The sequence below is a fragment of the Agrobacterium leguminum genome (genome assembly GCF_005144435.2).
Lineage (GTDB): Bacteria > Pseudomonadota > Alphaproteobacteria > Rhizobiales > Rhizobiaceae > Agrobacterium > Agrobacterium leguminum.
Map to the genome: position 1 here is coordinate 1788338 of NZ_CP120211.1, position 21909 is coordinate 1810246.

Genomic DNA, 21909 nt, shown 5'->3' on the forward strand with positions numbered 1-21909 from the left:
TCACCTCAGCTTCAGGGTGGCGAGGCCGAGCAGCGCGAGGCCAACGGAGATGATCCAGAAACGGATCACCACCTGGCTTTCCGTCCAGCCCTTTTTCTCGAAATGGTGGTGGATCGGCGCCATCAGGAAGACGCGCCTGCCGGTGCGCTTGAACCAGAAGACCTGGATGATGACCGACAGGGTTTCCATGACGAAGAGACCGCCGACGATGACCATAACGATCTCGTGCTTGGTCGCGACAGCGATGGAGCCGATCAGGCCGCCGAGCGCCAGCGAACCCGTATCGCCCATGAAGATGGCGGCGGGCGGCGCGTTGAACCAAAGGAAGCCGAGGCCCGCGCCGATGACCGCGCCGACAATGACGGCGAGTTCACCCGTGCCGGGCACGAAGTTGATCTGCAGGTAATTGGCGAAAACCGCGTTACCGGCGAGATAGGCGATCACGCCAAAGGTGGCGGCCGCGATCATGACCGGCACGATGGCAAGCCCGTCGAGGCCATCCGTCAGGTTCACGGCATTGCCCGCACCGACGATGACAAAAGCACCGAACAGCACGAAGAAGTAGCCGAGATTGATCACGAATTCCTTGAAGAAGGGAAAGGCGATGGAACTGCCGAGCGTGCCGCCATGCGGGGCGGAAGCGAGCGCCATCTTCATCATGAAGAACACGGCAATCGCCGCGATCAGGAATTCGATGCCGAGACGGGCCTTGCCGGAAAAACCCTTGTCGCTCTGCTTCGTCACCTTCAGGTAATCGTCATAGAAGCCGATGGCTCCGAAACCGAGCGTCACCATCAAAACGGCGACGACATAGACATTCGAAAGATCGCCCCAGAGCAGCGAACCGCCGAGAATGCCGGCAAGGATCATCAGCCCGCCCATGGTCGGCGTGCCGGCCTTCTTGAAATGCGTCTGCGGCCCATCGGCGCGGATGGGCTGGCCCTTGCCCTGGCGCACGCGCAGCGAATTGATGATCGCCGGTCCGAACAGGAAGACGATCAACGCAGAGGTGAACATCGCAGCGCCCGCCCGGAAAGTGATGTACCGGAACAGGTTGAAGATTTGAATTTTATCCGACAGTTCGACGAGCCAGATCAGCATAATTGCCCTTTCAAAAGGCTATTTCAGACTTGGCGTTCCGTCTCGGGGAATGCCGGATACTTGTCAAGCAGGGCGGCGACAATCTTGCCGAAACCGAGGCCAAGTGACGATTTTACCATCAGCGCGTCTCCCGGTTGCACCCATTGCAGGGCGAAATCGGTCAGTTCCGCCGTCGTCGGGAACCAGATGACGGTCACACTATCAGGCAGCGCATCGCGCAGCGCCGCCATCGCCTCACCCGCCAACCAGACATGCTCAATACCGGCGGCGAGCAGTGGGCCCGCCAACTCTTCGTGCAATTGCGCGGAAAACTCGCCCATCTCCAGCATGTCGCCGAGAACGGCGACGCGCCGCCCGTGACCCTGCGTTTCCGTTTCCGCCAGCACGGCAATCGCCGCGCGCATGGAAGCGGGGTTGGCGTTATAGCTTTCATCGATCAGCAGGAAGGTGCCGCCGTTGATTGCCAGCCGATGGCGCTGGCCGCGCCCCTTTACCGCCTCGAGCGTTCCCAGCGCCTCGAAGGCGCGGTCGAGATTGGCGCCGGTGACGGCAACGGCGCCCAGCACGGCCATGGCGTTATCGGCAATGTGCCGGCCGGGAATATTGATGTGCAATTCGCTGGTTTCGCCGTTCAGGATCGCCCAGATCGTCGAGCCCGTCGTCGTGCTCTCGAAATCCGCGAGACGGAAATCCGCCTTGGCATGCTGCCCGAAGGTGAGGATATGTTCGATGCCCTGTTCCTGCGCCGCTTCTTCAAGCTGTTCGAACTGGGCGTTATCGCGGTTGAGGATGACGGAACCGCCCTCCTCCAGACCCTCGAAAATCTCCGCCTTGGCGGCGGCGATCTCTTCAATGTTCTTGAAATTGCCGAGATGGGCCGGCGCAATGGTCGTGATGATCGCTACATGCGGGCGCACCAGCTTCACCAGCGGCCGGATTTCACCGGAATGGTTCATGCCGATTTCGAACACACCGAATTCCGTGTCGGCAGGCATGCGCGCCAGCGTCAGCGGCACGCCCCAATGGTTGTTGAAGGAAGCCACCGCCGCATGCACCCGGCCTGAAGGGGCGAGCGCCTGCCGCAGCATTTCCTTGGTCGTGGTCTTGCCGACCGAACCGGTCACCGCAATGATGCGCGCCGACGTTCTTTCACGCGCGGCGATGGCGAGCTTGCCGAGTGCGGCAAGCACGTCTTCCACGACGATCATCGGCACGGTCAGGCGGCCGAGCGCCGGCAGCTTGGCTTCGGCAACGACCAGAAGTCCCGCCCCGTTCGCAACGGCGAAGCTGGTGTAATCATGACCGTCCACCCGGTCGCCCTTGATGGCGAAGAACGCTTCGCCCGGCTTGACCGTCCGGCTGTCGATGGAAATGCCGGTGATTCCGGTCGGCAGATTGCCCACGGGGCGTCCTGCCGTGATGGCGATCATGTCGGCGACTGTCCATAACCAGCTCAAATCTTCGATCCTTCCAGCCCTGCCAGTGCAGCGCGCACCTGTTCATGATCGGAAAACGGCAGCGTTACCGAACCGACGATCTGCCCCTCTTCATGCCCCTTGCCTGCGACGATCAGCGTATCGCCATGCGAAAGCAGCGACACCGCATGGCGGATAGCGTCCGCCCTGTCGCCGATTTCCAATGCGCCGGGCGCTGCCGCCATGACTTCGGAACGGATCGTTGCAGCATCTTCCGAACGCGGATTGTCGTCGGTGACGATGACGATGTCGGAAAGCCGCGTCGCAACCTCGCCCATGATCGGGCGCTTGCCCTTGTCGCGGTCGCCGCCGCAGCCGAAGACGGTGATGATGCGGCCCGAGGTGAAGGGCCGGACCGAGGTGAGCACATTTTCCAGCGCATCCGGCTTGTGGGCATAATCCACATAGGCAAGCGCGCCGTTCTTCGTCTGACCTACGAGTTCCAGACGACCGGCGGCGCCGATCAGCTTTTCAAGCGCCTTCAGCGCGGTTGCTGCGGGAACGCCGGTGGACATCGCAAGACCGGCTGCGACAAGAGCGTTCGCAACCTGAAAATCACCCGCCAAGGGGATGTCGACTTCATAAATCTCGCCGTCATGATGCACTTCGATCATCTGCTTGTGACGGAAGTGCTCGACACGCTTCAGGGCCAGATATTCGCCCTTGCGACCGACCGTGCGCACATCGAGACCGGCTTCGCGCGCCGCGCGGATCGCCTGTTGCGACCATGGATCGTCGGCGAAGATCACGGCGGGAGCGCCCTTTTCCATCAGCGTATCGAAGAGCCGCATCTTCGCGGCCATATAGTCCTCGACGGTCGGATGATAATCCATGTGGTCGCGGCCGAGATTGGTGAAACCGGCGGCTGCCAGCCTCACTCCATCGAGACGGCGCTGGTCGAGACCATGGCTGGACGCCTCCATCGCCGCATGCGTCACGCCTTCGGCGGCAAGTTCGGCCAGAAGCGCATGCAGCGTCACCGGATCGGGCGTGGTGAGCGCGCCGTAATCCTCGCGGCCGGGTGCAATCACACCTGTCGTGCCGATCTGCGCTGCGGCATGGCCGGCGAAAGCCCAGATCTGCCGCACGAAGGATGCAACGGACGTCTTTCCCGCAGTGCCGGTGACGGCGACCATGGTTTCCGGCTGTTTTCCGTAAAAACGGGAAGCGGCAAGGGAGAGATAAAGGCGTGGATCGGTGACCGAAAGCACCGGCACATCGGCATCCAGCGCGTGTCCGGAAACGACAGCGACCGCGCCCTTGGCAACCGCGTCCTTCACATAGGCGGCGCCATCCGCCCTGGTGCCCGCAACCGCCACGAACAGGCTGCCGGGCGCAGCCTTGCGGCTGTCTGCGGTGATCCCCCCGATTTCGATCGCCCCGATCTCAGACAGGAGCAATTCTTTCAATTCCGGAAACGCATTTCCGGATATATCTCGCAAATTCATCGACTGTGTCCGTCTTGTCCCCCCGGCGCGAATCGCCGGAACATCATAAGCTAACAATCAATAAGACACGAGCAAGGCCGAGCCATCCTTGCCGAACTTCGGCTTCACGCCCAGCACGGCCGCCGTACGGGTGATGATATCGCGCACCATCGGCGCTGCGGATGTGCCGGCGAGTGCCGCACCATTGCCCTTGTCCGTCTTCGGCTCGTCGATGAAGGACAGCACGACATATTGCGGATCGTCCATTGGAAAGGCCGAGAGGAAGGCGTTGAAGTTCTTGTCGTGCACGTAACGTCCGTTGACGACCTTGTCGGCCGTGCCGGTCTTGCCGCCGACGTTGAAGCCATCAACGCGCGCGTTGCGGCCCGAACCGTTGACCCCGTTCCATTCGAACAGGAAACGCATGTCCTTGCTGGCGCCCGGTTTCAGAACCTGCTTTGCCACCTGATCGGCCTGTTCGCGGGTGCGCGGCAGGAAAGTCGGCTCGATCAGTTTGCCGCCATTGACCAGTGCGGCGCCGGCAACCGCCGTCTGCAGCGGTGTCGTGGAAACGCCGTGGCCGAAGGAAATGGTAATCGAGTTGATCTTCTTCCATTCGCGCGGCTGCGACGGCAGCGCCACTTCCGGCAGTTCGGTCTGCATGCGGGTCAAAAGGCCAAGCCGGGTGAGGAATTCCTTGTGGCCTTCCGTTCCCACCGTGTCGGCAATCTTCGCCGTACCGATGTTGGAGGAATACTGGAAGATTTCCGGCACCGAAAGCATCCGGCCCTTGCCGTGGAAGTCCTTGATGGTGAAACCGCCGATGCGGATCGGATAACGCGCATCGAAGGTATCGCCGAGACGGACGCGGCCCGAATCGAGACCCATCGCAATCGTGAAGGACTTGAAGGTGGAACCCATTTCGAACGTGCCGTTCGACATGCGGTTGAGCCAGCCTTCCTTGGCGCCTTCGGCCGGGTTGTTCGGATCGTAATCCGGCACGGAGGCCATGGCGAGGACTTCGCCGGTATGCACGTCCAGAACCACCGCGCCGGCGCCGATCGCCTGGAACTTGGTGATGGCCGAGGTCACGACTTCGCGGACAATGGACTGCACGCGCAAATCGATGGAAAGCTTAACCGGCTCCAGCGGCTGGTCGCTGGTCATGCCGAGCGCCGTCAGATCGGCAAGGCCCTGGCTGTCGACGTAACGTTCCATGCCGGCAACGCCGCGATTGTCGATATTGACGTGACCGACGACATGCGCGGCGGTCGGCCCGCCGGGATAAAAGCGGCGCTTTTCCGGGCGGAAGCCAACGCCTGGAATGCCGAGCGCCAGAATCTGGCTCTGCTGCTTCGGCGTCAACTGGCGGCGCAACCACTGGAAGCGCGAATTGGAGGAAAGCTTCTGATAGGTGCTGCGCTGGTCGAGATCCGGCAGAACCGTCCGCAGCTTCTCGATAGCCTCATCGATATCGACGATGCGGTGCGGCTCGGCGAAAAGCGAGACGGTGCGAATATCGGTGGCCAGAACCTCGCCATTGCGGTCGAGAAGATCGGGGCGCGACGCCATCAAGCGGTCGGCGGGTGCGATGCTCGACACCGTTTCCTGCTCCGCCATGCCATATTGCACGAGACGCCCGCCAACGACGGCGTAAAAGGCCACGAAACCGAAAATGATCAGGCCGACGCGGCTTTTCGCCTGGGCGGCGCGCTTCTTGCGCGCGCCTTCAAAGGCCGCATGATCGGTGTAGACGCCGGTGGTGCTGGCGGAAAAATGAGCCTTGCTCTTCAAAACCATGACGCGGGAGAGAAAAGACATCAGCGGTTCACCGATCCTGTTATCGTGTCATCCATGTCGTCGGTTTCATCGCCCGCGACGGCGGAGACGGCCGGAGCCGCTGTGGGACGGGAAACACGCGCCCGGGGTGTCGGAACCGGAGTGCCGTTGACGGCAATCTGGCCAGCCGGCGGTGATTTCTTTTTGGTGGCCGCGCCAAGCGTCGCACCCGGCTTGGAACCGTTGACGGCGGCGGCAATGACATCCTCGACGCTCATGCCTTCCGGCTCGGGCGGCTGCGGCAGTTGCGAGCGCAGCATCGGCAGCTCGCGCGGTTGCGCCAGTTGCGTCGGCAGCGTCGGCGAAAGGCCAAGCTCGTCCTGATAGGCATTCACGAGCCGGTGCAGACGGTTCGGCTGCGTCAAGAGCGCCCAGTCGGCCCTCAAAAGATCGATCGTATCCTTCTCAAGCTTGATTTCGGCCTCCAGCTTGCGGACCTCCTCAAGCTTCAGGTCGGCCTTGTGCTTGATCGAATAGGTGACGACGGCCGCGGCGACCATCACACCCATCAAGATGACATCGAAAGTGCGCAGCATATCAGCCTCCCATCTTTTCAAGGCTGGCGAGATCGGGAAGCTCGAAGATCGAATAATCCGCCGCGCGCGCCGGTGCGGTCGTGCGCAGACCGGCCCGCAGTTTGGCGGATCGGGCACGCGGATTGAGTTCCGCCTCCTCATCGCTGGCGGCGATCATCGGCTTTCCGATGTTATCGAAAATGGCGGGCTTGTCCTCCACCATCGGCAGGTGCCGGGAACCGGCGGCCTTGCCCGAACGGTCCGAGAAAAATTTCTTGACGATACGGTCTTCCAGCGAATGGAAGGTGACGACGACCAGCCGGCCGCCGGGTTTCAAAACCTGCTCGGCGGCAAAAAGCGCCTGCGCCAGCTCGCCCAGCTCGTCATTGACGAAGACACGCAGCGCCTGAAACACCCGCGTTGCGGGATGAATCTTGTCTTTGGCTTTACGCGGCGTGACGATTTCGATGAGGCCTGCCAGATCGCGGGTGGTGCGGAACGGCTCTTCCGCCCTCTTCTTCTCGATGGCGCGGGCGATGCGGCCCGGCTGCTTTTCTTCACCGAGAAAACCGAAGATGCGGATCAGATCGCTGACCTTCGCACGATTGACAACATCGGCCGCCGAAACGCCGGAACCCGACATGCGCATGTCGAGGGGACCGTTTTTCTGGAAGGAAAAACCGCGCTCGGCCTCGTCGATCTGCATGGAGGAAACGCCGATATCCAGCACGACGCCATCGAGCCCGCCTTGCGGGGCATGCTTCGCGAGATCGGAGAATTGCGACTGGATGAGGCTCAACCGGCCGCCATTGGCGGCAACCATCGCCTGGCCGCCGGCGATCGCGGTCGGATCGCGGTCGAGCGCGATGACGTCAGCGCCCTGATCGAGAATGGCCTGGGTGTAGCCACCGGCGCCGAACGTGCCGTCGAGAATGATCTTGCCGGATGATGGCTCCAGCGCGGCAATGACTTCGCGAAGCAGGACCGGGATGTGACGCTGAGGTCCGCCATCGGCATCAGAAGATCGTCCGCCAGAATTCGCCGCCATTCCGTGTCCCCGTCCTAGGCGGGGCAAGCAGCCGAAAAACCGCGCCCCGCTCTTGCTTCCGCCTGCGCCGCCAAAAACGCATTCGGTTGCCAAAGCTGAAAATGATCCGCCCGTCCGACGAAGGTGACCTCGGTGGATATGCCGGTAAATTCCCGCACGAAATCCGTCACCATCAATCGACCTTCCTGGTCGAGCTTCATGAAAACGCCGCCGCCGTGAACCAGCAGCGACATCGCGTTCGCCTCGGGCGAGAAGGCATCCATCGACGCAATCTGCCGCTCGTAGCGTTCCAGCAAATCCGGACCGCCGACACTGATGGCCGGAAAGGCGAAATCCTGAAGACAATAAAGCTCCTGAATGCCGCGCCTGACCAGCACCGAACGAAACGGAGACGGAACCGAAACGCGCCCCTTGGCGTCGATCCTGTTCGTCACGTTCGATAAAAAGCGGTCCATTACTCAACTCGCCAAAACCGCATTCCGCAAAGCGAACCATCCACTTCACAGACGACACCGGTACGCACGACACATCGCCAAGCGCCAGGGCGACGTGCCCTGCAGCAGCCCCTCGCAGGCTCCTCACTCGTTTCAGCGATTGCGGGTCAAAAACACGACCCAATGTGGTGTGCATTTGGGATATCATGGGACACTATGGGCGTCAATGGGAGAAGCCGGCACGATACCGACTTCGCATCGGAAATTCATAAGCCGTTAAGTTTAACGAATGGTTTACTTCAGCCGCAAAGACGCTTTTTCACGGCACACAAAGGCGCGGTGAAACCGCCGTTTTTCTGTTTTGAAACAAGGAAATGATTTCAGCCGCACCGCTTTTGATCGCGGTTGGGGCGAATGCGCCTCTTCATCCAGCCCATGGTCTCAGCCACAATGCACGGAAGGCGGCGCACGATGGCGCTCCGCGCCACAGGTGACGGCAGTACGATGTCGTTTTTCATCGGGAGCATTCCAGCTAAAAGCGTGACGGCGTACGGGGCCGCCCGACACGTCGAGGATCGGCCCCATATTCGCCCGGCAATTGAACTGGAAATTGCTTTCGGCCCTATGGACCGCAAACATTATTTCACCGCGATGACAACCTTGCCCTTCGCACGACCGGTCTGGATGTAGTCCAATGCCTCATTGGTCTTTTCGAACGGGAATATCCGATCCATCACCGGACGTATGTGATCCGCCTCGATCAGAGCGGTAATCTTTTCGAGTTGCCCGCCATTCGCGGTCATGAATAGGAAAGAATAACCGATCCCCCGGCGTTTCGATTTCCTCCTGATGTCGAAACTGAGCAGGCGCATGACCTGACGAAGCAGCCAGCCGAAGCCATTTTGCCGGGCGAAATCCGGATCGGGCGGCCCGGAAATCGAAATCAGTTTCCCGCCCGGTTTCAGCACTGCGATGGATTTTTCCAGCGTGTCTTTTCCGAGGCTGTTCAGCACGACGTCATAGCCCCGCAACACTTCAGCGAAGTCTTCCTTCTTGTAGTCGACCACGACGTCCGCACCGAGACTTCTTACCAGATCCATGTTGCCTGTACTCGTGGTCGTGGCCACATATGCCCCGAGATGTTTGGCAAGCTGGATCGCGATAGTGCCTACGCCGCCCGAACCGGCATGGATCAGCACCTTCTGTCCCTTCTGCACATTGGCCCGCTCGACAAGCACCTGCCATGCCGTCAGGGCGACAAGCGGTATGGATGCGGCCTCTTCCATGGTCAGATTGTCCGGCTTCATCGCCACATCGGCCTCATCGATGGCGATGTACTCGGCAAATGTCCCGATACGTGCCTGGTCCGGTCGGGCATAGACCTCGTCACCGGGCTTGAATTTGCGGACATTGGCACCGACGCGGACCACGACACCCGCCACATCGTTGCCCAGCACCAGCGGAAGGCGGTACGGCAGGATGAGCTTGAACTCTCCGTCCCTGATCTTGTTGTCCAGAAGGTTGACGCTGGCGGCGCGGATTTCGACCAGAACGTCGTTTGCGCGCAACCCCGGGTCGGGGATCTCGCCGAGCCGCAATGCGCCGCCTTTCTTGTAGCGATCGATCAGAAATGATTTCATCGGACTAACTTTCGTTTCTGTGGCTGGCACACGGCACCGGCAATAAAAGCTCAATCGGGAAGCCTGCTGAATTTCCGAAAGCTCCTGTCGACGAAGGACTCTGGCAGGAAGCGGCGGATGAAGCGGGCCTGCCCCGCAGCTTTTCCGGCAGTATAGCGTCGTTTGGGCGATGCCGTATTGGCGGCCTCTACGACAACTTTTGCGACCACCTCCGGGGCATCGCCCTTTTCGATGACGTCACGCATCAGTTTCTCGGCGTCCGCCCGAACCGTATCGTAGAGGGCAAGCGGCCGGTCTGGCCGTGTGATGTTTTCTTCGAAGGAGGTGCGGGTCACACCCGGCTCGACAAGCACGATGCGGATGCCCTGCGTTCGCACTTCATGATCAAGAGATTCCGAATAGCCTTCAATGGCGTGCTTGGTCGATGCGTAAAGCGCATTATAGGGGGCTGGGATCAGCCCGAGTATGGAACTGAGGTTGACGATACGGCCGCGACGCTGCCGTCTCATGACGGGCAGAACCGCATTTGTCACGCGCATCACGCCGAACACGTTGACGTCGAATACGGCCTTCGCCTGCTCCGCCGTCGATTCTTCCGCCCCGCCCAGCAAACCGATCCCGGCATTGTTGACCAGAAGATCGATCCTTCCTGCGCGGCTCAAAACCTCGTCCACCACGCGCCGCACGGACGCATCGTCGGTAACGTCGCAGATCAGCATCGTGATCCCATCCTCGATGTCGGGCATCGGCTTTCGGCTGGTGCCGAACACACGGTAACCGTCGCGCCGGAGCGCCTGCGCCGTCACCAGCCCGATGCCGGAGGATGCACCCGTCACCAGGGCAATGCCGCGTTCTGTCTTGCTCATCTGCGTCCACTTTCATTTTGCTATGGAACAACAATGAGCATTGCGTTACTATCAAATCGATACAAAGTCACTACTAAAAAGATATCGACATGAAAAATCTCTCGGACCAGCCCTGCCTCATCGCCCGCAGCCTCGCCCTTGTCGGCGACGCCTGGAGCATGCTGATCATGCGCGATGCCCATGCGGGCCTCACCCGCTTCGATGATTTTCGCAAGAGCCTCGGCATCGCGCCGACGATGCTCACAGCGCGGCTTTCATCGCTGACCGAAGAGGGACTACTGGTGAAACGCCGTTATTCCGATCGTCCGCCACGCTACGAATATATGTTGACGGAAGCCGGCCGCGATTTTCTGCCGGTCCTCTTTGCAATAGGCGCATGGGGAAACAAACATCGCGGCGGCGGTGAGGTAACCCGTTTTTTCGACGCTGAGACCGGAACGGAAATCGATCCCGTCACCATAGACCGCGTGACAGGCGCTCCAGTCGGAACCCGTCCCATTCGTATCGCGAAACCCGAATGAGCACGCGCCGCAGAAAGTGATCACCGTCACCGCGAATGCTCCAGATTAGCAGCGGAGCATCGCACACAGGCAGGAAAATTCGCCAGTTGGCCTGTAAGCCGGGTTCTGTATGGCCCCGGTTTGACCCGGAACGTGGCAGCCATTCATCTGGGACGGCATTTGCATGCCGCCTCGCGCAACCCACCCGGATGACGGGCCTGGAAACCGGCTGTGAACGGGCTTTCGCCCATCCCGTGTCATCCCTATTCGGTCTTGCTCCCGGTGGGGTTTACCTTGCCGCCGCTGTTACCAGAAGCGCGGTGGGCTCTTACCCCACCCTTTCACCCTTACCATGCGATGCATGGCGGTTTGCTCTCTGTGGCACTTTCCCTGGGGTCGCCCCCGCCGGACGTTATCCGGCACCGTATTTCCGTGGAGCCCGGACTTTCCTCACCTTACCGTCTTTCGACATTGGTAAAGCGCGGCTGCCCGGCCAACTGGCATGGGCTGCATAACCATGTTCCGAGGCGAAAGCCACCGAAAAGCGCAGGCAAGGATCAAAGAAATACCGGCTTGAAATCCGTCGAAAAGGCGCCATCGGCGATTTCTCCGTCCCGCAGCAGCACAGCACCGAGCCGTCCGATCTCATCGGAACTCTTGGCCGCCGTACCATTGCCGCCGGTCAGAACCGCAATCTTCGGCGAGGCGGTGAAGCCGATGGCCGGATAACCGCTTTGCGTTTTGGAGACGACGCAGGCGGCCATCGAGACACGCGAGAGATCAATGGAAGGCACCAGCGATCCGACGATCTCAGAGAGATGATCACGCACGCTTTCGCGTCCGCCGGAGCGGAACCATTCCCGGATTTCCGGGTCGCTGCCGAGCCTCTTGTCGTCGGGATCGCCGCCGATCTTCAGATAGAATTTGCCATCCGGATAGCGCACCGGCGGCAGAAGATAGATATGTTTCGTCGTGTCGCGCGGCTCATAGATCAGCGACGGCATCTCCGCATATTGATCCAGATCGCCCTCATCTACCTCGAAGAAAGCGACGGTGCGTGCATAGACATCGAGCGCCACCGGCTGCGGCAGCAGATCTTTCGTGATCGAGAAGCCGCCGGCCGCCACCAGCACCCGGTCTGCGGTATAAGCCGCGCCCGAGGCAGTCTCCACCCGTGCGCGACCATCCTCTTCGCGCGTCGAGACGACGATATCGTCGACAAGCGTAACGCCCGCCATTTCCGCCAAAATGGCCTGCGCCTTCACCAGCCCACGCGGATTGACGTATCCGGCATTGTCCCTTTCGAACACGCCCTCGCAACCCGGCTCGAAGGAGAAATAGGGAAAGCGGCTTTCGAGGCCTTCCCCGTCCAGCAGTTCCGTGGACACGCCGAGCCGCGCCGCCGCCTTGCGGACATCGTCGACAAAAGGATTATCGCCGCCCCGTTCAGGCCCCACCATCAGGCAGCCGACCGGTGCATAAAATTCAACGCCGCTTCTGGCGGCGATATCGGCGTAACGCGCTATCGAGCGGTTGGCGAGCAGCGCCCAGTCGGCATCGCCGTCGATGGTGCGGGTAATCCGCGCCTCGTCATAGTGGCTGGCAAAGACTCCCTGATGCGATTTGATGTCGGCAGGTTCGCCGGGGCCGATCAGCGCGACGCCATCCACCGTTTCAGCCAGATGGCGGGCGGCAGCGGCCCCCATCATGCCGCGACCCACAACGATGTATCTGAAATGTCCCGACATGCCGCCCTCTTCACCCGCTCATTTCCGTCGCAACCTTGTAGCTGCTTCGCCCCTGAATGTCAGACGAAAACCGGCGACATTTCGGCGGCGAATTCATCCTCGGTCAACTGACCGTTCAAAAGCAGCATGGCGCCCAGCCGGCCGATTTCGTCCGAAGACTTGGCGGAGACGAAATTGCCGCCGGTCAGAACCGCGATATTGGAGGATTGCGTATAGCCAATATAGGGATAGCCGCTGCGGGTAATGGAGGCGACACAGGAGCCTGAGGTGACCGGGCAGCCCGCAAGCTCCGGCATCAAGGAGAGCGCCCGTTTTTTCAAAAACTCCACCTCACCCGGCGTGCCGTCCGAATGGAACCAGTCAATCGCGTCGGTGAGCGTTTCAAGCCTGCCCTTTTCGCTCTCGCCGCCGATCTTCAGATAGACCTTGCCATCGGGATAACGCACCGGCGGCAGGATATAGACGATGTCGTCCTCGGTCTCCGCCAGTACGATGGTGGAGGGCATCGCACCGAACAGCGCCTGCCGCGCCTCATCCAGCTCAAAAAAGACGATGGTGCGGCCCGTGGCCGCCATATCGACCGGAGAAGGCAGAAGCTCGGCCATGTTGGTGAAACCGCCGGCCGCTACGATAACCTTTTCAGCCGTATGAACCGCCCCTTCCCGAGTCGAAACCTCGACGCCATGGGAAGTATCGCGAATATGCGCTGCCGTCTGGCGCACAAGCCGCGCGCCCTGCGCAACGGCAATCGTGCATTGCGCCTTCACCAAGGCGCGCGGATTGACGTGGCCGGCATATTGCGCCTCGAAATAACCGCTGTGATCGGCCGGCAGGGAGAACATCGGAAACCGGCCAGCCAGCGCATCAGCGCCGAGTGTCTTTACACCGAGACCGAGACGGTCGGCCGAGGCAAGCGCGCGCGAGACATAGTCCCCCCCAAGCCCCTTACCGTTTCCGGTAAACAGGCAGCCCGCTTCCGTGAAAAAGCGGATGCCGCTTTTGGCCTCGATCTCCGCATAACGGCGGATGGAGCGCTGCGCGAGTTCAGCCCAGACCGCATCGCCATCAAAACCGCGGGTAATGCGCGCTTCGTCGTAATGGCTGGAAAACACACCCTGATGAGTCTTGCGATCGGTGGGTTCGTCCGGGCCGATCAGCGCCACGCCATCCGTATGCACTGAGAGATGCCGCGCCGCAGCCGCTCCCATCATTCCGGCCCCGACGACGATATATTTGAAATCCGGCATGTCATGCTCCGTATCAGACTTGCTTCTGACTACAGCATGCCGGGCTGAACCGGAATCGCTTTTCGCAATTCCGCAGATGATCGATGGCGGCCTCAGCCGGCCAGCAGCGCCTGCACCTTGCCGCAATAGCGCTTGGAGACCGGGTTCATCCGGGTGGCGCCATGGCCTGCATTGTAACGCAGGATCGTGCTGCACACCTGGCCGCCGCCAAGCTGATGCGCCGTCGCCAGATATTGCATGCCCCAGCGAATATTGGTCTCGGGATCGTAGAGCGCCTTGGTCGTGCCGCGATAGCCCATCATCCGCGCCGTCGCCGGCTTGATCTGCATCAGCCCGACCTCACCTGCGCTGCCGCGGGCTTTCGGATTGAACTTGCTTTCCACCGAAACCACGGCATGCGCCAGATTGGTGGGAACGCCGTAACGCTTGGCATATTTGACGATCAGATCGGAATAGTCGTTCCTGAGCGAGGATGGCAGGCTCTTTTCGGGAATGGGATAACCGGGCTTGCGGAAGAAGGTCTCCAGCGTCACGGTTTTGGTCTTGACGTCCTCGTCTTTGGCAAAAGCGATCCCCGCCTGCGAAGCGAGCATAACAACGCCCGCCACGACAGCAACAACAACCCTGTTCATATGCAGAAAAAGTCTCCAGATCGGATGACAGAAACAATGAAGCGACACAAATAATCTGCGCCCGGAAAGTCGATCACGACCTTCCGCTGTCCGGTCTCCTTGATTGATATTGACGGCAGGTTCCCCTAAAGAACGACACCGCATGCAGTGACGTTCTTAAACTTCCTCAATGCGGATTAACTGTGGCACGGTAAAAAAAGCGACTTGAACGGCAAGAAAATCGGGAACGATTTTCCAGAATTCGCGTTCAGGCGGCCGAAAATCTCGGCAGGCTGGAGATAAGCCGATGCAACGTGTCGATGGTGGAGAAATCCGCGATGCCATCCACCAGAGCGGGACGGAAATGCCGCTGGAAGGCAGCCACGGCGCCTTCGGTTTTCTCGCAATAAGCGCCTGTAATTTCAACGCCATAACCATAGATGGACAGCATCGACTGCAGCGCTTCGACCGGTTGGCCATGATCGCCGCGCTGGAAAAAGCGGCCGCCACGGATCGGCGCAGGCTCCACCCAATGGCCGACACCGTGCTGCGACAGGATGTCCCACGGGAATTTTTCACCCGGATCGACCTTGCGGATCGGCGCGACATCCGAGTGCGCCAGCACCCTTTCCGGGACGATAGACCAGCGCTGGCCGCAATCGCGACACAATTCGATGACGGCTTGCACCTGTTTCTTCGGAAATTCCGGCAGGCCGCCGGGATGGCCCTGATTGGCGATCTCGATGCCGATGGAGCGGGAATTGATGTCCTCATCCCCCGCCCAGATGCTTTTGCCCGCGTGCCAGGCACGGCGGGTTTCAGGAACCATCTGAATGACGCGCCCGTCTTCGAAGACGAAATAATGGCTGGAGACCTGACTTTCCGGATTGCAGAGCCACGACAGCGCGCCGTCGGCCGTCGTCATGCCGGTATAATGCAGCAGGATAATATCGGGGCCAGCCACACCCAGCCTTTCGCCATGGTTAGGCGAAGGCGCAACGGCTGCGCCCCCGAAATCCGGGGTAAAATCCGGCAGACATTCACTCATGCGACGCGGCGTTCTTTCTCGATGGCCGCATAGGCGGCGTTGAGAGCCGCCATACGCTCATTCGCGGCCGCATGCAATTCCATGGGAACGCCGCGTGCAATGAGCTTGTCAGGATGGTGTTCGGCAACCAGCGAACGATAACGCCGGCGAATATCGGAAAAATCGTCGGAAGGCGAAACGCCGAGCACGCGATAGGGGTCGCGCCCGTCCATATGGACATGCCGCGCCATGATCGTTTCGAAGTGATCTTCGGTGATACGGAAGATTTCCGCGATCCGGCCGAGGAAGGCCAGTTCCCGCTCATGGATCAGCCCATCGGCCTTGGCGATGTGGAACAGGCCGTCGATGACGCTTTCCAGCATCTCGCAATTGGCGTGCCCGGAACCGCACAGACCGGCAAGCCGCTCCGCATAGGCCTCGTAACCGGCAACGTCCTGACGGGCGAGATTATAAAGACGGGCAACGTTCTTGGCTTCTTCTTCCGGAAAATCGAAGATTTGCCGGAAGGCGCGCACTTCGGCATCGTTGACGACACCGTCGGCCTTCGCCATCTTGGCGGAAAGCGCGATGATGGCCACGGAAAAGGAAACCTTGCGGCGCGTCTCCGGATCGCCCTCGAAAAGGGTGCGGATGGCTTCCACCACGCGCCCAAGCGCACCGCCTGCCGCGTCGCCGATTGCGCCGAGCAGACGTTCCCACAGGGATGAAATTTGCAGACAGGCGAAATCGAACATCATGCGACAAGCATGACGGGATATTGCCGCGAATGCAATATGTCCAGCGGACCGGCGGCATTAACTTTTATTCATCTTTGCGACAGTTTTGCTTCAGGAACAAGAGAGCCGCAGACGATGGGGCCATGGTTTTCCACAGACGACGGGGAGCCGGCCACCGGCTATGCCGATTGAAACGATTATATTCCGCCACTTTGCTCAAGCCGCTGAAAAACCGCGAGAAATCGGCGTTTTTCTTTATAAATTCACTTTACACCTACACGCGGCTGTCGCATCCATTTGCCAGACATGTCTTTGGGTATATGTGAAAAGGAGAGCCATGATGGCCAAACAGAAAGTCGCAATGCTGACCGCGGGTGGCCTTGCGCCCTGTCTCTCTTCGGCCGTGGGCGGCCTGATCGAGCGTTATAGCGACATTGCGCCTGATATCGACATCGTGGCCTATCGCTCCGGTTATCAGGGCGTACTTCTGGGTGACCGTATCGAGATCACCAGGGATATGCGGGAAAAGGCGCATCTGCTGCACCGTTACGGCGGCTCGCCGATCGGCAACAGCCGCGTCAAGCTCACCAACGCAGCCGATTGCGCCAAGCGCGGCCTGGTCAAGGAAGGCGACAATCCGCTGCGCGTTGCGGCTGACCGGCTGGCGGCTGACGGCATCACCATTCTCCATACCATCGGCGGTGACGACACCAACACGACGGCTGCGGACCTTGCCGCCTATCTCGGCGCCAACGGCTACAACCTCACCGTTGTCGGCCTGCCGAAGACGGTGGATAACGACGTTGTGCCGATCAAGCAGTCGCTCGGCGCCTGGACGGCCGCCGAAGTCGGCGCCTCCTTCTTCGACAATGTCAGCAACGAACAGAGCGCAGCACCGAAAACCTTCGTCATCCACGAAGTCATGGGCCGCCATTGCGGCTGGCTGACAGCCGCCACCGCCCGCGCCTATATCCAGAAGACCAGCGGCAACGACTATGTCGAAGGCCTGATGATGAACACACAGATGAAGAATATCGACGGCATCTACCTGCCGGAAATGGCCTTCGACATCGAGGCGGAAGCCGAGCGCCTGAAGGAAATCATGGACAGGAACGGTTATGTCACGCTGTTCGTTTCCGAAGGTGCGGGCCTCGATTCCATCGTCGCCGAACGCGAAGCCTCCGGTGAAGCCGTCAAGCGCGACGCTTTCGGCCATGTGAAGATCGACACCATCAATGTCGGCGGCTGGTTCCAGAAGCAGTTCGCCAGCCTCATCGGTGCGGAACGCTCCATGGTGCAGAAATCTGGCTATTTCGCCCGCTCCGCCGCCGCCAATGGCGACGACCTGCGCCTCATTCAGGGCATGGTCGATCTCGCCGTCGAAAGCGCGCTCAACAAGGTCTCCGGCGTCACCGGCCATGACGAAGACCAGAATGGCAAATTGCGGACCATCGAGTTTCCGCGTATCAAGGGCGGAAAGCATTTCGACCTCTCTGCAAAATGGTTTACCGAAGTGATGGAACACGTCGGTCAGCCGTTCACAGCGGCCTGATTTTACGATAGGCTAAAATAATACGGCGACAGGGAGGGCAAGGAGGAAGAGAATGTCTGGACAGGCCTGGCTGATTTTTTGTGCAGCATGTGCCGTTGTGTTCGCACTCCCCTCTCCCCTTGTATTCTCTGTCGCCTCCTATGCCGCCATTCGCGGCAAAAAGACGGTCTTCGCCTCCGTCATCGGCGGCGCGCTCGGCATCGTCACGGCCATGACGATTTCCGCCATTCCGGTGGCCGGTCTCGCCTGGCTGCCGCAATCCTTCGTGGAAATCGTGCAATGGGCCGGCATCGGCTGGCTGATGCTGTTCCTCCTGTGGACCTTCGCCACGCCTGCCGCACAGGCGGCCAATGCCGATAATGACAACCTGCCGGGCAAATCCTGGAGCGGCATTTTCCGCGATTGTTACGCGATTGCCGCCCTGCGCCCGCGCTACTTCGCTTTCTTTCTGGCGTTGCTGCCGCAATTCGTGTCCGCCTCCGGCAATGCAATTGAAACGCTCGCCGTGGCGCAGGCCGCCATCCTGCTTCTGGCGCTGGTGATTCTGACCGCGCAGGCGCTGTTTGCCGGGCCTACTCTGGCGATGGTGCGCCGCATGTCGGGCGATAAAAAAATCCGGCCGAAATACCGCACCCACTTCATTTCCGGCCGCGCCGTCAGCGCCGGATACAGGCGCATCGCGGCCTGAAAAACCGCCCGAAAGCCGGGGAGAAACGTCCCGGCTTGCCGCTATCCTTACAATAGGTTAATGAAGGCTCGACGGGACACTGCCTGCTTCGCTCGACGCGGGGGTATCGAAAGACAGGCATAACGAAGGCGGCAACATGCGAAATTCGGGAAAATTCCGCGGAAGAAGTGCACTTCTTCTGTCTTCCACCGTGGGTCTGGCACTGGCATTGAGCGCATGCACCAGCGTCGAATATACCGCAAAGGAAGGGCCGAACGGCCCGAAGATCGCAACAGTCAATCCCGCGACCACTCCAGCGCAAACATCCGCGCAGCCGGCAACGGCCGAAGCAGCAGCGGGCGCGACCCCGGTAGCAGCAACAACGGTGCAGACCGCCGAAACCGCACCCCCTTCCCAGCCTGCAGCACTTCCCACCGCCGTCGCCGTCAAGGGCGGACGCGTGGCGCTGCCGCCGGCTTCTGAAATTGCTGCAGCCGCAGCCATCGCCGCCCAGATGCAACCGCAGCAGAACGAAGTCGCCCAAGCGAGTGTGACGACATCTGCGCCGACCACGGCCACGGCACTCGCACCGACAAGCGCCACTGCGGCGGCCGCAGCCATCGAAACGGCTGACATGGCGGCCAAGCCGGCTGCCCACAATGCCGCCGCCGATCTGCCGCAGGTGGTTGCCGTCAAGGGCAGCTTCCCGCCCGCACCGCCGCCGCCCGGCTCGCCCTCCATCGGCACCGAGCTGACTGCGGAACGCAAAGTCATTCCGCTGCCGAAGCCGGACAGTACGGTTCTGGCCTATGCCGCCGGCCCGACCAACGCCGCGCTTACCGCCATCCGTCAGAACGAATCGATGACGGCGCCGCTCAATTCCGCACCGGCCGGACGCGAAAAGCTGAGCGGCCTTATTACCAAATACGCCACCATGTATGATGTGCCGGAAGATCTGGTTCACCGCGTGGTGCGGCGCGAAAGCATGTATAATCCCGGTGCCTATAGCAGCGGCAATTTCGGCCTGATGCAGATCCGGCACGCCACGGCCCGCTCCATGGGCTTCGATGGCCCCGCCTCCGGCCTGTTCGATGCCGAAACCAACCTCAAATACGCCGTCAAATATCTGCGCGGCGCATGGGTTGTGGCGGGCAACGACCGCGACAACGCGGTCAGGCTTTACGCGCGCGGTTATTATTACGACGCCAAGCGCAAGGGCATGCTGCACGTTCTGCGCAAGTGATGGCCTCCGGCTCTGTTATGCGAATGCAACCGCGCGGCTTTTCTTAAGCCGCCGGGTGTTTTCATTTCGTCATCGTGATTGGGCGGCGCAGGCCGGTTTTCCAGCGTCTGCCCTATTCCCCGCCTTTGCCCACAGCCCCTGTCATCAAATTGTAGTGTCACGGCTGTAGACGCCTCTCAATCGACTGAGAGGTGAACATATGACGAGTGCGGCACCCAAGACCGGCTTCAGCAAGAACACGAAACTGAAGTCCGCATTGCTCCAGCACAAGGCACTCTCCAAAAGCGGTCTGTCCGAGCGCTTCTTCGGCGTCCTCTTTTCCGGCCTCGTCTATCCGCAGATATGGGAAGACCCGGAAATCGACATGGAAGCGATGGAGCTTGGCGAAGGTCATCGCATCGTCACCATCGGCTCGGGCGGCTGCAACATGCTGGCCTATCTCTCCCGCAATCCGGCCAGCATCGATGTCGTGGACCTCAACCCGCACCACATCGCGCTGAACAAGCTGAAGCTCGCCGCCTTCCGCCATCTGCCCGCCCATCAGGACGTGGTGCGCCACTTCGGCCGCGCCAATACGCGCAGCAACAGCCACGGTTACGACCGCTTCATCGCCGAGCATCTCGACGCCACGACCAAGGCTTACTGGTCGAAGCGCACCCTTTCCGGCCGCCGCCGCATCTCTGTCTTCGACAGAAATATCTATCGCACCGGCCTGCTCGGCCGCTTCATCGGCGCCGGCCATCTCATGGCCCGGCTGCACGGCGTGAAGCTCACCGAAATGGCCAAGACCCGCACGCTGGACGAACAGCGCCAGTTTTTCGACAGCAAGGTGGCGCCGCTGTTCGACAAGCCGGTGGTGCGCTGGCTGACGAAGCGCAAAAGCTCGCTCTTCGGCCTCGGCATTCCGCCTCGGCAATATGACGAGCTGGCCAGCCTTTCCGCCAATGGCACGGTTGCATCCGTGCTGAAGGAGCGGCTGGAAAAGCTCGCCTGCAACTTCCCGCTCAGCGACAATTATTTCGCCTGGCAGGCCTTTGCGCGCCGTTATCCCGAACCGCATGAGGGCGCGCTGCCCGCCTATCTCAAGCCGGAATATTACGAGACGATCCGCAACAACACCGCCCGCGTTGCGGTGCACCACGCCACCTATACCGAGCTTCTCTCCAGAAAGCCTGCAAGCGCTGTCGACCGTTATATCCTCCTCGATGCGCAGGACTGGATGACGGACACGCAGCTCAACGAATTGTGGTCGCAGATCAGCCGCACGGCCGCATCCGGCGCGCGCGTCATCTTCCGCACTGCGGCTGAAAAGAGCGTCATCGAAGGCCGGCTTTCGCCCGATATCCGCAACCAGTGGGTCTATCTCGAAGAGCGCTCCAATGAGCTCAACGCCATGGACCGCTCGGCCATCTACGGCGGCTTCCATATCTACCAGAGGGCTATGGCATGAAAACCATCGGCGAGAATGTGGGCCTTGCAGATAGCGCGCACGCGAGCCTGATGGACCGCATGTATCGCCACCAGCGGCATATCTACGATATCACCCGCAAATATTACCTTCTCGGCCGTGACCGGACCATTTCCGGCCTCGATGTGCCGAAGGGCGGCACGCTGTTGGAAGTCGGCTGCGGCACCGGCCGCAACCTGCTGCTGGCCAGCCGCAAATTTCCGCAGGCGAGACTGTTCGGCCTCGACATTTCCGCCGAAATGCTGCTGACCGCAGCCGAAAATTTCGCCGGCAAGGCGGAACGCCCCATTCTGCGCGTGGCCGACGCCACCGCTTTTCGCGCCTCCGAATTCGGCCAGCCCGACGGCTTCGACCGCGTCATGATCCCCTATGCGCTGTCGATGATACCGGACTGGGAAAAGGCGATCGAACAGGCGCTTACGGCGCTGAAACCCGGCGGCTCGCTGCATATCGTCGATTTCGGCCAGCAGGAACAATTGCCGAAGTGGTTCCGCACCCTTCTGCAAGCCTGGCTTACCCGTTTCCACGTCACGCCCCGCGCCAATCTCCGCTATGTTCTGGCCAATATGGCCGGCCGTTTCGACGGTAATCTCGAATTCGAGGAAATCGCCCGGGGTTACGCCTGGCGGGCTGTCATCACGCTTCCGGTTGCCGAAGCGCAGCAGCCGAAAATCCACCGCATCCTGGCCGACGCCTGATTCCCGGCGGATTGCGAAACCCGCCTGCGCGCCTGTGGCGTTGCCTTCAAGGCTCCGCCCGGCAAG

At 60.7% G+C, this 21909-nt stretch carries 20 protein-coding genes and 1 other RNA gene; 6 read left to right on the top strand and 15 right to left on the bottom strand.

What is annotated here, in order from left to right:
- The 9 genes from mraY to CFBP4996_RS08865 form a co-directional block, all read right to left on the bottom strand.
- Positions 1-1101: a phospho-N-acetylmuramoyl-pentapeptide-transferase gene (gene mraY, locus CFBP4996_RS08825; protein WP_003522196.1), complete on the bottom strand. Its 1101-nt coding sequence runs from the start codon at positions 1099-1101 to the stop codon at positions 1-3.
- Positions 1102-1124: 23 nt separating this feature from the next.
- Positions 1125-2558 (bottom strand): UDP-N-acetylmuramoylalanyl-D-glutamyl-2,6-diaminopimelate--D-alanyl-D-alanine ligase, encoded by a 1434-nt coding sequence (locus CFBP4996_RS08830; protein WP_080851389.1) that lies wholly within the window; start codon positions 2556-2558, stop codon positions 1125-1127.
- Positions 2555-4024, bottom strand: coding sequence for a UDP-N-acetylmuramoyl-L-alanyl-D-glutamate--2,6-diaminopimelate ligase (locus CFBP4996_RS08835; RefSeq protein ID WP_035263157.1), 1470 nt, complete (start codon positions 4022-4024; stop codon positions 2555-2557). The genes CFBP4996_RS08830 and CFBP4996_RS08835 overlap by 4 nt, the downstream gene beginning before the upstream one ends.
- A 57-nt stretch (positions 4025-4081) precedes the next feature.
- Positions 4082-5824, bottom strand: coding sequence for a peptidoglycan D,D-transpeptidase FtsI family protein (locus CFBP4996_RS08840; protein WP_003522193.1), 1743 nt, complete (start codon positions 5822-5824; stop codon positions 4082-4084).
- Complete coding sequence (gene ftsL / locus CFBP4996_RS08845) at positions 5824-6378, bottom strand: cell division protein FtsL (RefSeq protein ID WP_020811527.1); 555 nt, start codon at positions 6376-6378, stop codon at positions 5824-5826. Before ftsL ends, CFBP4996_RS08840 begins: the two co-directional genes overlap by 1 nt.
- A 1-nt stretch (position 6379) precedes the next feature.
- On the bottom strand, positions 6380-7405 hold the full coding sequence (rsmH, locus tag CFBP4996_RS08850; protein ID WP_003522191.1) for a 16S rRNA (cytosine(1402)-N(4))-methyltransferase RsmH: 1026 nt from the start codon (positions 7403-7405) through the stop codon (positions 6380-6382).
- A 14-nt stretch (positions 7406-7419) separates the two neighbouring features.
- Complete coding sequence (gene mraZ / locus CFBP4996_RS08855) at positions 7420-7860, bottom strand: division/cell wall cluster transcriptional repressor MraZ (protein WP_080851386.1); 441 nt, start codon at positions 7858-7860, stop codon at positions 7420-7422.
- A 617-nt stretch (positions 7861-8477) separates the two neighbouring features.
- The gene (locus CFBP4996_RS08860) at positions 8478-9479 is read right to left on the bottom strand and encodes an NADP-dependent oxidoreductase (protein WP_080851384.1); all 1002 of its coding nucleotides are present in this window, start codon (positions 9477-9479) and stop codon (positions 8478-8480) included.
- Positions 9480-9529: 50 nt separating this feature from the next.
- Complete coding sequence (locus CFBP4996_RS08865; protein ID WP_080851382.1) at positions 9530-10345, bottom strand: oxidoreductase; 816 nt, start codon at positions 10343-10345, stop codon at positions 9530-9532.
- An 89-nt stretch (positions 10346-10434) separates the two neighbouring features.
- On the opposite strand from CFBP4996_RS08865, the gene CFBP4996_RS08870 reads away from it, so the two are divergent.
- Positions 10435-10866, top strand: coding sequence for a winged helix-turn-helix transcriptional regulator (locus CFBP4996_RS08870; RefSeq protein WP_052818019.1), 432 nt, complete (start codon positions 10435-10437; stop codon positions 10864-10866).
- 78 nt (positions 10867-10944) lie between these two features.
- Here CFBP4996_RS08870 and rnpB read toward each other — a convergent pair.
- The 6 genes from rnpB to CFBP4996_RS08900 form a co-directional block, all read right to left on the bottom strand.
- An RNA gene (rnpB, locus tag CFBP4996_RS08875) (RNase P RNA component class A) lies at positions 10945-11346 on the bottom strand.
- A 56-nt stretch (positions 11347-11402) separates the two neighbouring features.
- Positions 11403-12593 carry an NAD(P)/FAD-dependent oxidoreductase gene (locus tag CFBP4996_RS08880; RefSeq protein WP_080851380.1) on the bottom strand — a complete coding sequence of 397 codons (1191 nt, stop codon included), beginning with the start codon at positions 12591-12593 and terminating at the stop codon, positions 11403-11405.
- A gap of 59 nt (positions 12594-12652) precedes the next feature.
- Positions 12653-13840 (bottom strand): FAD-dependent oxidoreductase, encoded by a 1188-nt coding sequence (locus CFBP4996_RS08885; protein ID WP_080851378.1) that lies wholly within the window; start codon positions 13838-13840, stop codon positions 12653-12655.
- 92 nt (positions 13841-13932) lie between these two features.
- Complete coding sequence (locus CFBP4996_RS08890) at positions 13933-14472, bottom strand: lytic transglycosylase domain-containing protein (protein ID WP_003522187.1); 540 nt, start codon at positions 14470-14472, stop codon at positions 13933-13935.
- A gap of 247 nt (positions 14473-14719) precedes the next feature.
- Entirely contained in the window at positions 14720-15499 is a 780-nt protein-coding gene (locus tag CFBP4996_RS08895) for an N-acetylmuramoyl-L-alanine amidase (RefSeq protein WP_080851376.1), read from the bottom strand.
- Entirely contained in the window at positions 15496-16236 is a 741-nt protein-coding gene (locus CFBP4996_RS08900) for a J domain-containing protein (RefSeq protein WP_003522185.1), read from the bottom strand. Before CFBP4996_RS08900 ends, CFBP4996_RS08895 begins: the two co-directional genes overlap by 4 nt.
- Before the next feature lie 319 nt (positions 16237-16555).
- Here CFBP4996_RS08900 and CFBP4996_RS08905 point away from each other — a divergent pair, with 319 nt between their 5' ends.
- The 5 genes from CFBP4996_RS08905 to CFBP4996_RS08925 all read left to right on the top strand — a co-directional run bounded on the left by CFBP4996_RS08905 (position 16556) and on the right by CFBP4996_RS08925 (position 21843).
- The gene (locus tag CFBP4996_RS08905) at positions 16556-17767 is read left to right on the top strand and encodes a pyrophosphate--fructose-6-phosphate 1-phosphotransferase (protein WP_080816458.1); all 1212 of its coding nucleotides are present in this window, start codon (positions 16556-16558) and stop codon (positions 17765-17767) included.
- Between the two features lie 52 nt (positions 17768-17819).
- The gene (locus CFBP4996_RS08910) at positions 17820-18455 is read left to right on the top strand and encodes a LysE family translocator (RefSeq protein WP_080851374.1); all 636 of its coding nucleotides are present in this window, start codon (positions 17820-17822) and stop codon (positions 18453-18455) included.
- Positions 18456-18591: 136 nt separating this feature from the next.
- Positions 18592-19677 carry a lytic transglycosylase domain-containing protein gene (locus tag CFBP4996_RS08915; protein ID WP_080851371.1) on the top strand — a complete coding sequence of 362 codons (1086 nt, stop codon included), beginning with the start codon at positions 18592-18594 and terminating at the stop codon, positions 19675-19677.
- 199 nt (positions 19678-19876) lie between these two features.
- On the top strand, positions 19877-21127 hold the full coding sequence (locus CFBP4996_RS08920) for a BtaA family protein (RefSeq protein ID WP_059756626.1): 1251 nt from the start codon (positions 19877-19879) through the stop codon (positions 21125-21127).
- Positions 21124-21843 carry a class I SAM-dependent methyltransferase gene (locus CFBP4996_RS08925; RefSeq protein ID WP_162935840.1) on the top strand — a complete coding sequence of 240 codons (720 nt, stop codon included), beginning with the start codon at positions 21124-21126 and terminating at the stop codon, positions 21841-21843. The genes CFBP4996_RS08920 and CFBP4996_RS08925 overlap by 4 nt, the downstream gene beginning before the upstream one ends.
- The last annotated feature ends 66 nt before the right edge of the window (positions 21844-21909 follow it).

Bases quoted from the DNA above. Each gene is read 5' to 3' on its own strand.
- mraY (WP_003522196.1), bottom strand. From the start codon at position 1,101: ATGCTGATCTGGCTCGTCGAACTGTCGGATAAAATTCAAATCTTCAAC.
- CFBP4996_RS08835 (WP_035263157.1), bottom strand. From the start codon at position 4,024: ATGAATTTGCGAGATATATCCGGAAATGCGTTTCCGGAATTGAAAGAA.
- CFBP4996_RS08840 (WP_003522193.1), bottom strand. From the start codon at position 5,824: ATGTCTTTTCTCTCCCGCGTCATGGTTTTGAAGAGCAAGGCTCATTTT.
- ftsL (WP_020811527.1), bottom strand. From the start codon at position 6,378: ATGCTGCGCACTTTCGATGTCATCTTGATGGGTGTGATGGTCGCCGCG.
- rsmH (WP_003522191.1), bottom strand. From the start codon at position 7,405: ATGGCGGCGAATTCTGGCGGACGATCTTCTGATGCCGATGGCGGACCT.
- mraZ (WP_080851386.1), bottom strand. From the start codon at position 7,860: ATGGACCGCTTTTTATCGAACGTGACGAACAGGATCGACGCCAAGGGG.
- CFBP4996_RS08860 (WP_080851384.1), bottom strand. From the start codon at position 9,479: ATGAAATCATTTCTGATCGATCGCTACAAGAAAGGCGGCGCATTGCGG.
- CFBP4996_RS08865 (WP_080851382.1), bottom strand. From the start codon at position 10,345: ATGAGCAAGACAGAACGCGGCATTGCCCTGGTGACGGGTGCATCCTCC.
- CFBP4996_RS08870 (WP_052818019.1), top strand. From the start codon at position 10,435: ATGAAAAATCTCTCGGACCAGCCCTGCCTCATCGCCCGCAGCCTCGCC.
- CFBP4996_RS08880 (WP_080851380.1), bottom strand. From the start codon at position 12,593: ATGTCGGGACATTTCAGATACATCGTTGTGGGTCGCGGCATGATGGGG.
- CFBP4996_RS08885 (WP_080851378.1), bottom strand. From the start codon at position 13,840: ATGCCGGATTTCAAATATATCGTCGTCGGGGCCGGAATGATGGGAGCG.
- CFBP4996_RS08890 (WP_003522187.1), bottom strand. From the start codon at position 14,472: ATGAACAGGGTTGTTGTTGCTGTCGTGGCGGGCGTTGTTATGCTCGCT.
- CFBP4996_RS08895 (WP_080851376.1), bottom strand. From the start codon at position 15,499: ATGAGTGAATGTCTGCCGGATTTTACCCCGGATTTCGGGGGCGCAGCC.
- CFBP4996_RS08900 (WP_003522185.1), bottom strand. From the start codon at position 16,236: ATGATGTTCGATTTCGCCTGTCTGCAAATTTCATCCCTGTGGGAACGT.
- CFBP4996_RS08905 (WP_080816458.1), top strand. From the start codon at position 16,556: ATGGCCAAACAGAAAGTCGCAATGCTGACCGCGGGTGGCCTTGCGCCC.
- CFBP4996_RS08910 (WP_080851374.1), top strand. From the start codon at position 17,820: ATGTCTGGACAGGCCTGGCTGATTTTTTGTGCAGCATGTGCCGTTGTG.
- CFBP4996_RS08915 (WP_080851371.1), top strand. From the start codon at position 18,592: ATGCGAAATTCGGGAAAATTCCGCGGAAGAAGTGCACTTCTTCTGTCT.
- CFBP4996_RS08920 (WP_059756626.1), top strand. From the start codon at position 19,877: ATGACGAGTGCGGCACCCAAGACCGGCTTCAGCAAGAACACGAAACTG.
- CFBP4996_RS08925 (WP_162935840.1), top strand. From the start codon at position 21,124: ATGAAAACCATCGGCGAGAATGTGGGCCTTGCAGATAGCGCGCACGCG.